The sequence below is a fragment of the Aquabacterium sp. genome, from assembly GCF_049274795.1.
In the GTDB taxonomy this organism is placed as follows: Bacteria; Pseudomonadota; Gammaproteobacteria; order Burkholderiales; family Burkholderiaceae_C; genus Aquabacterium.
In genome coordinates this window covers 1-4,522 of sequence record NZ_JBASTH010000066.1, presented here as the reverse complement: position 1 = coordinate 4,522, position 4,522 = coordinate 1, and the positions used below count along the sequence as shown (strand labels likewise).

Below are 4,522 nucleotides of genomic sequence, written 5' to 3'. Positions count from 1 at the left end.
CGAACCTTGCCTGACTTTTGTGGACACTCCGACCTAACGGAGAATCCGTGCCATGGGCACCCCTGGACCACAAAAGACCAAACGCTATAGCCTGGAGTTCAAGCTCCAGGCCGTGGCCATGAGCCAGCAACCCGGCGTTCTTGTTCAAGACGTCGCCGAGTCGCTTTGCATCCATCCCTTTATGTTGTCTCGCTGGCGCAAAGAGGCCCGTGATGGCTTGCTCGTGGGCATCGCCCCGGCACCTGAGCCTGAGGCCGTCGCCGAGCTTCAACGCCTGCGTGAGGTCGAGCGTCAGTTCAAAAAACTGCGGCAGGAGCACGACCTCCTAAAAAAAGCCATTCGGTTTGTTTCCGAGCGAAGGCTGACGTCTTCTGCTTCGTCGAAGCAAACCGCCAAGCCCTCCCGGTCGCGCTGATGTGCTCGCAGTTCAAGGTCTCGCGCTCTGGCTTTTATGCCTGGCAGCGCCGCGCCCCCAGCGCCCGCAGCATCCATGACACCCAATTGGTTGAGCACATCCGACAGGCCCACAAAGACGCCAGAGGCTTTTACGGCAGCCCCCGCGTGACTCGCCAGCTGCGCCACTGCGGCATCCGCGTCAGCCGTGGCCGCGTCGCTCGCTTGATGCGACTGGCCAGCCTGCAAGGCCATGGCAATGGCCTGTTTCGCAGCCGCATGCCCATCCTCAAATTCTTCGCTCGCGTGCCCAACCGCATCCGCGACCTTGATGTCCGAGCCCCCAATCGCCTCTGGCACGGCGACGTCACCTACCTCAAGGTCGCAGGCGCTTGGCGTTACTTTGCTGTGGTCATGGATCGCTTCTCACGCCGCATCGTCGGCTGGAGCCTGTCCTCGCAGCGCACCGCCGCGCTCACCATCGACGCCTTGCAGCACGCCATCCGCAACCGCAAACCACCTCCCGGCGTTCACTTCCACTCAGATCGGGGCATCGAATACGCAGCCCTTGATTTCAAAGCCAAACTCCGACAGCATGGCTTCATCCAGAGCATGAATCGACCCGCTTCGATGAACGACAACGCGCACATAGAGTCGTTCTTCCACTCCCTCAAGGTCGAGGGGCTCTACAAAAAGACATTCGCTTGCGATCAACAACTCAGTGAGGCCCTGGTTGACTACATCCAGTTCTACAACCAACAACGTTTGCATTCCAGCCTGGACTATTTGCCGCCGGCCGCTTTTGAACGCGGCCACCTAACTGCAACCTGTGTCCACTAAAGTCGAGCAAGCGCCGCATCATCACGGAAACAGACGGGGTCGTCAGCGCGGTAGAGCATCGCCAGTCATCCCTCATCGCGCGGCGCCACTGAGCTGCCGCCACAGCGCCACGCCACCTCACCCAAGGATCGCCATGAAACTCGGCTACACCATCGTTTACGTGCCGGATGTCTCGGCCTCACTGACCTTCTTCGAGCAGGCTTTCGGGCTCCAGCGCAAGTTCCTGCATGACAGCGGCACGTACGGCGAGTTGGACACAGGTGCGACCACCCTGTCCTTCGCCGCGCACGCGCTGGGCGACATGAACTTCCCTGGCGGCCATGTGCATGCGGACGCCTCGCCGCAGCCCTTGGGCTTCGAGGTGGCTTTCGTCACAGACAACGTGCCCGCGGCCCACGCGCAAGCACTCAAGGTCGGCGCCACCGAGTTGGCCGCTCCTCAAGTCAAACCCTGGGGGCAAACGGTGTCGTACGTGCGCTGTCCCGACGGCGTGCTCGTGGAGCTGTGTTCGCCCATCGCGGGCTGAACGCAGCGCGCCAGGCGCCCCATCGCCCCCCCACCACCATCTCCCCACCGAGAGAGCAGAGTACGCTGCCGTTTTGGCCTCTGGCCATCCAGGGTGCGTTGGTGTCGGCCCTCGCGAATGGGCAGAACCTCGACCGCCTGACGCGCACCCTCGCCCTCATCCTCGGCCCCGGGTGAGCCAAAATCCTGCGACTCACACACTGGAAGCCCCCATGGGACAAGCAAAAATCCGCGGCACGCCCGAGCAACGCAAGCAGGCCGCGATCGAGCGGCAACTTTCGTTGCGGCCGAAGCACATCGGCTGCAACAACTGCCAGGCAGAGCTGTCCGAGATGGACCCCATTGACGTCTCGGGCATGCACGGCATCGACGCGGCCTTCGTGGCCTCGTGTCCGCATTGCGGCCACGATACCTATGCCATCAAGGGCGAGCGGGAGGCGGTGGCCAACATGCACATGGCCATCGAAGATGCCACCGGCGCGCAAGCTCAGGCTGGTGTTGTGCCATCCGCCAACGGCAAGTGAGCCAGCAGGCTTCAGGCGTGCGTCACCGTGCGGGGCGCAGGATTGTCTGAGCAGCGAATCGCGCTACATTGAGCCCCATTCACAGGAGACCCCATGGCCAAAGGCGAACAGCGCAGCAACAAGATGACGAAGAAGCCGAAGAAGGACACCGGCTCCTCCAAGGACACTTCGAACTCATCCCCTTCCGACCGCCCCGTCGCCCCGATGACGGCGGTCCAGCCCAAGGGCAAGCTGAAGAACAAGTGACGGCTCGGGCCTTGGCACCGAGCAAGGCACCGACCCGGATCAGGGCTGCGCTTCGCTCAGGCGCGTCAGCAGGCCACGCAGCACGGTGCGCTCGTCGGGCGTGAGCGCTTGCGCCATGCGGGCATCGTGCGCTTGCACGGCCGCGCTGATGGCGACGAGGTCCGCTTCGCCCTTGGCCGTCAGCGCCAGGCCGAAGGCGCGTCGGTCGCCGGGCATGGGCAGGCGCTGGATGTAGCCCAGCGCCTCGATGGCGTCCACCAGGCTCACCGAGCCCGAGCGCGCGATGCCCATGATGCGGGCCAACTGCGTCAGCTTGAGCCCCGGGTTGCGCGAGACGATGACCATGGCCGAGAAGCGCGGCGGCGTGATGCCCCAGGGCGCCAGCGAGGGGATGAAATCTTCGTAGAGCCGGATCTGGGTGCGGCGCACTGCGTAGCCCAGGAGTGAATCCAGGATGCCGTAGTCGATGCCCGGGACTTTGGCGACGAACGGGTCAGGGTCATGCATGGGCGAAACAGCGGGTGGGGCAGGGCAAAGGGCGATGGCGAGAGTCTAGGCAGTGCGGTGCCGGGCGACCATCCCCAAGAGCCTTTCATGTGGGCCAAGCGCCATGAAAAAGCCGTCCCCGAGGGACGGCTTCGATGCTGGCGCAGCCATGCAGTGCAGCAACGCGACTCAGTGGGCAGCCTGAAAGAGCGCGGCACCGGCCAGCATGGGGTTGCCGGTTGCTTCGTAGGTCCTGACCCACACCGGGTAGCTGTGAATGGCCTTGTGCTCCCACGGGTGGAAGCCGGGCTTGTAGTAAGCCATCAGGTTGGCGGTGTTGCGCGCGAAGATGCCGCCACGGCCGTAGAGCCACCAGGCGCCCTTGACCGACATCACCATGCGGTGGCGCCAGCTGAAACCGTCGCCCTTGAGCAGGCGGTTGGTCAGGCGCATGCTGTCCACCACGACCTTGTACAGCGCGTGGGTCATGGCCACGCAACGCATCACGTAGCCGACCTTGGCCACTTGCTGCATCACGTCGAAGGCCACGGCCTTGTGTTCCATCTCCTCAATCGCGTGCCACGCCCACATGGCGCGCACGTTGGGGTCGGCAGGGGCCATCACGTCCTTGGTCTCGAACAGCATCTGGGCCATCATGGCCGTGAAGTGTTCGAAGGCGGCGGTCAGGGCCAGGTTGTACTTGGCCGAGTAGTTCTTGGTGTACTGGTCGAACAGGTCCTTGGCCTCGTGCAGGATGCCGTCAACGTCCAGGCCCTGCTTGCGCAGCAGATCGTTGAAGTCGGTGTGCGCCATGCCGTGCTGGGCTTCCTGGCGAATGAAGTTCTTCACGTCCTCGGCCATCTTGGCGTCGGTGATCTGGGGGCGGAAGGCGCGCACGCTGGTGCAGAAGTAGCGCTCGCCATCGGGGAAGGCGGCTTGCATGCCATCGAACAGGCGGGTCTTGAAGGCGTCGTTGCCGTACCACCAGCGGGGCGTTTGCTCGGTGATGTCGAAGTCCAGGTCGGTGCGGGGCACGATCGGGTTCGGGCTCACGGGGGTCTGCTTGTGGGTCATGCGGTGTTTCCTGCGGTGGGGCCGGTGCGCGTCGGTGGGTGCCAGCCAATGAGACCCAGTGTAGAAATCACGACAAGGTTGACGTGCACGTCAATGCGACAGACAGGCATCGCGCGCGACACCCAGGGGTCTGGCGCCGTCCTGACGCGTTTTTTGCACTCGGGTTTACCCGTGCGTCGGCCTTGTCGCATGATGTGCGCTGTGCCAGCTTCACCGCATTGCCTTCCACACCATGAACGCTTCCACCGATTCCCTGGGTTCCGCCGCTTCCCTGCGCCTTGACGGCCGCGTGGCCATCGTCACCGGCGCGGGTGCCGGCCTGGGCCGCGCCCATGCGCGCCTGCTGGCGTCGCGCGGCGCCCAGGTCGTCGTCAACGACCTCCACCTGGCGCCCGCCGAGGCGGTGGTGGCCGAGATCCGCGCTGCCGGTGGCC

7 protein-coding genes and 1 pseudogene are annotated in these 4,522 nt (G+C 64.3%); 6 read left to right on the top strand and 2 right to left on the bottom strand.

What is annotated here, in order from left to right:
• Positions 1-52 precede the first annotated feature (52 nt).
• The 5 genes and pseudogenes from WAQ08_RS09740 to WAQ08_RS09720 all read left to right on the top strand — a co-directional run bounded on the left by WAQ08_RS09740 (position 53) and on the right by WAQ08_RS09720 (position 2,528).
• A complete protein-coding gene (locus WAQ08_RS09740) occupies positions 53-415 on the top strand; it encodes a transposase (protein ID WP_422191362.1) in 363 nt (120 codons plus the stop codon).
• Positions 391-1,233 (top strand): annotated as a pseudogene (locus WAQ08_RS09735) (IS3 family transposase); the annotation flags it as partial. The gene WAQ08_RS09740 and the pseudogene WAQ08_RS09735, both read left to right, overlap by 25 nt.
• Positions 1,234-1,366: 133 nt before the next feature.
• Positions 1,367-1,759 carry a VOC family protein gene (locus WAQ08_RS09730; protein WP_290764859.1) on the top strand — a complete coding sequence of 131 codons (393 nt, stop codon included), beginning with the start codon at positions 1,367-1,369 and terminating at the stop codon, positions 1,757-1,759.
• A 211-nt stretch (positions 1,760-1,970) separates the two neighbouring features.
• Entirely contained in the window at positions 1,971-2,282 is a 312-nt protein-coding gene (locus WAQ08_RS09725) for a hypothetical protein (RefSeq protein ID WP_290764861.1), read from the top strand.
• Positions 2,283-2,375: 93 nt separating this feature from the next.
• Positions 2,376-2,528 carry a hypothetical protein gene (locus tag WAQ08_RS09720; RefSeq protein WP_166643434.1) on the top strand — a complete coding sequence of 51 codons (153 nt, stop codon included), beginning with the start codon at positions 2,376-2,378 and terminating at the stop codon, positions 2,526-2,528.
• A 39-nt stretch (positions 2,529-2,567) separates the two neighbouring features.
• Here WAQ08_RS09720 and WAQ08_RS09715 read toward each other — a convergent pair whose 3' ends face one another.
• Complete coding sequence (locus WAQ08_RS09715) at positions 2,568-3,035, bottom strand: MarR family winged helix-turn-helix transcriptional regulator (protein ID WP_290764863.1); 468 nt, start codon at positions 3,033-3,035, stop codon at positions 2,568-2,570.
• A gap of 168 nt (positions 3,036-3,203) precedes the next feature.
• Positions 3,204-4,088: a metal-dependent hydrolase gene (locus tag WAQ08_RS09710; RefSeq protein ID WP_290764864.1), complete on the bottom strand. Its 885-nt coding sequence runs from the start codon at positions 4,086-4,088 to the stop codon at positions 3,204-3,206.
• Positions 4,089-4,320: 232 nt separating this feature from the next.
• Here WAQ08_RS09710 and WAQ08_RS09705 point away from each other — a divergent pair.
• Positions 4,321-4,522, top strand: a 202-nt coding sequence (locus WAQ08_RS09705; protein WP_422191359.1) for an SDR family NAD(P)-dependent oxidoreductase, incomplete at its 3' end; no start/stop codon positions are given.

Bases quoted from the DNA above. Each gene is read 5' to 3' on its own strand.
- WAQ08_RS09740 (WP_422191362.1), top strand. From the start codon at position 53: ATGGGCACCCCTGGACCACAAAAGACCAAACGCTATAGCCTGGAGTTC.
- WAQ08_RS09730 (WP_290764859.1), top strand. From the start codon at position 1,367: ATGAAACTCGGCTACACCATCGTTTACGTGCCGGATGTCTCGGCCTCA.
- WAQ08_RS09725 (WP_290764861.1), top strand. From the start codon at position 1,971: ATGGGACAAGCAAAAATCCGCGGCACGCCCGAGCAACGCAAGCAGGCC.
- WAQ08_RS09720 (WP_166643434.1), top strand. From the start codon at position 2,376: ATGGCCAAAGGCGAACAGCGCAGCAACAAGATGACGAAGAAGCCGAAG.
- WAQ08_RS09715 (WP_290764863.1), bottom strand. From the start codon at position 3,035: ATGCATGACCCTGACCCGTTCGTCGCCAAAGTCCCGGGCATCGACTAC.
- WAQ08_RS09710 (WP_290764864.1), bottom strand. From the start codon at position 4,088: ATGACCCACAAGCAGACCCCCGTGAGCCCGAACCCGATCGTGCCCCGC.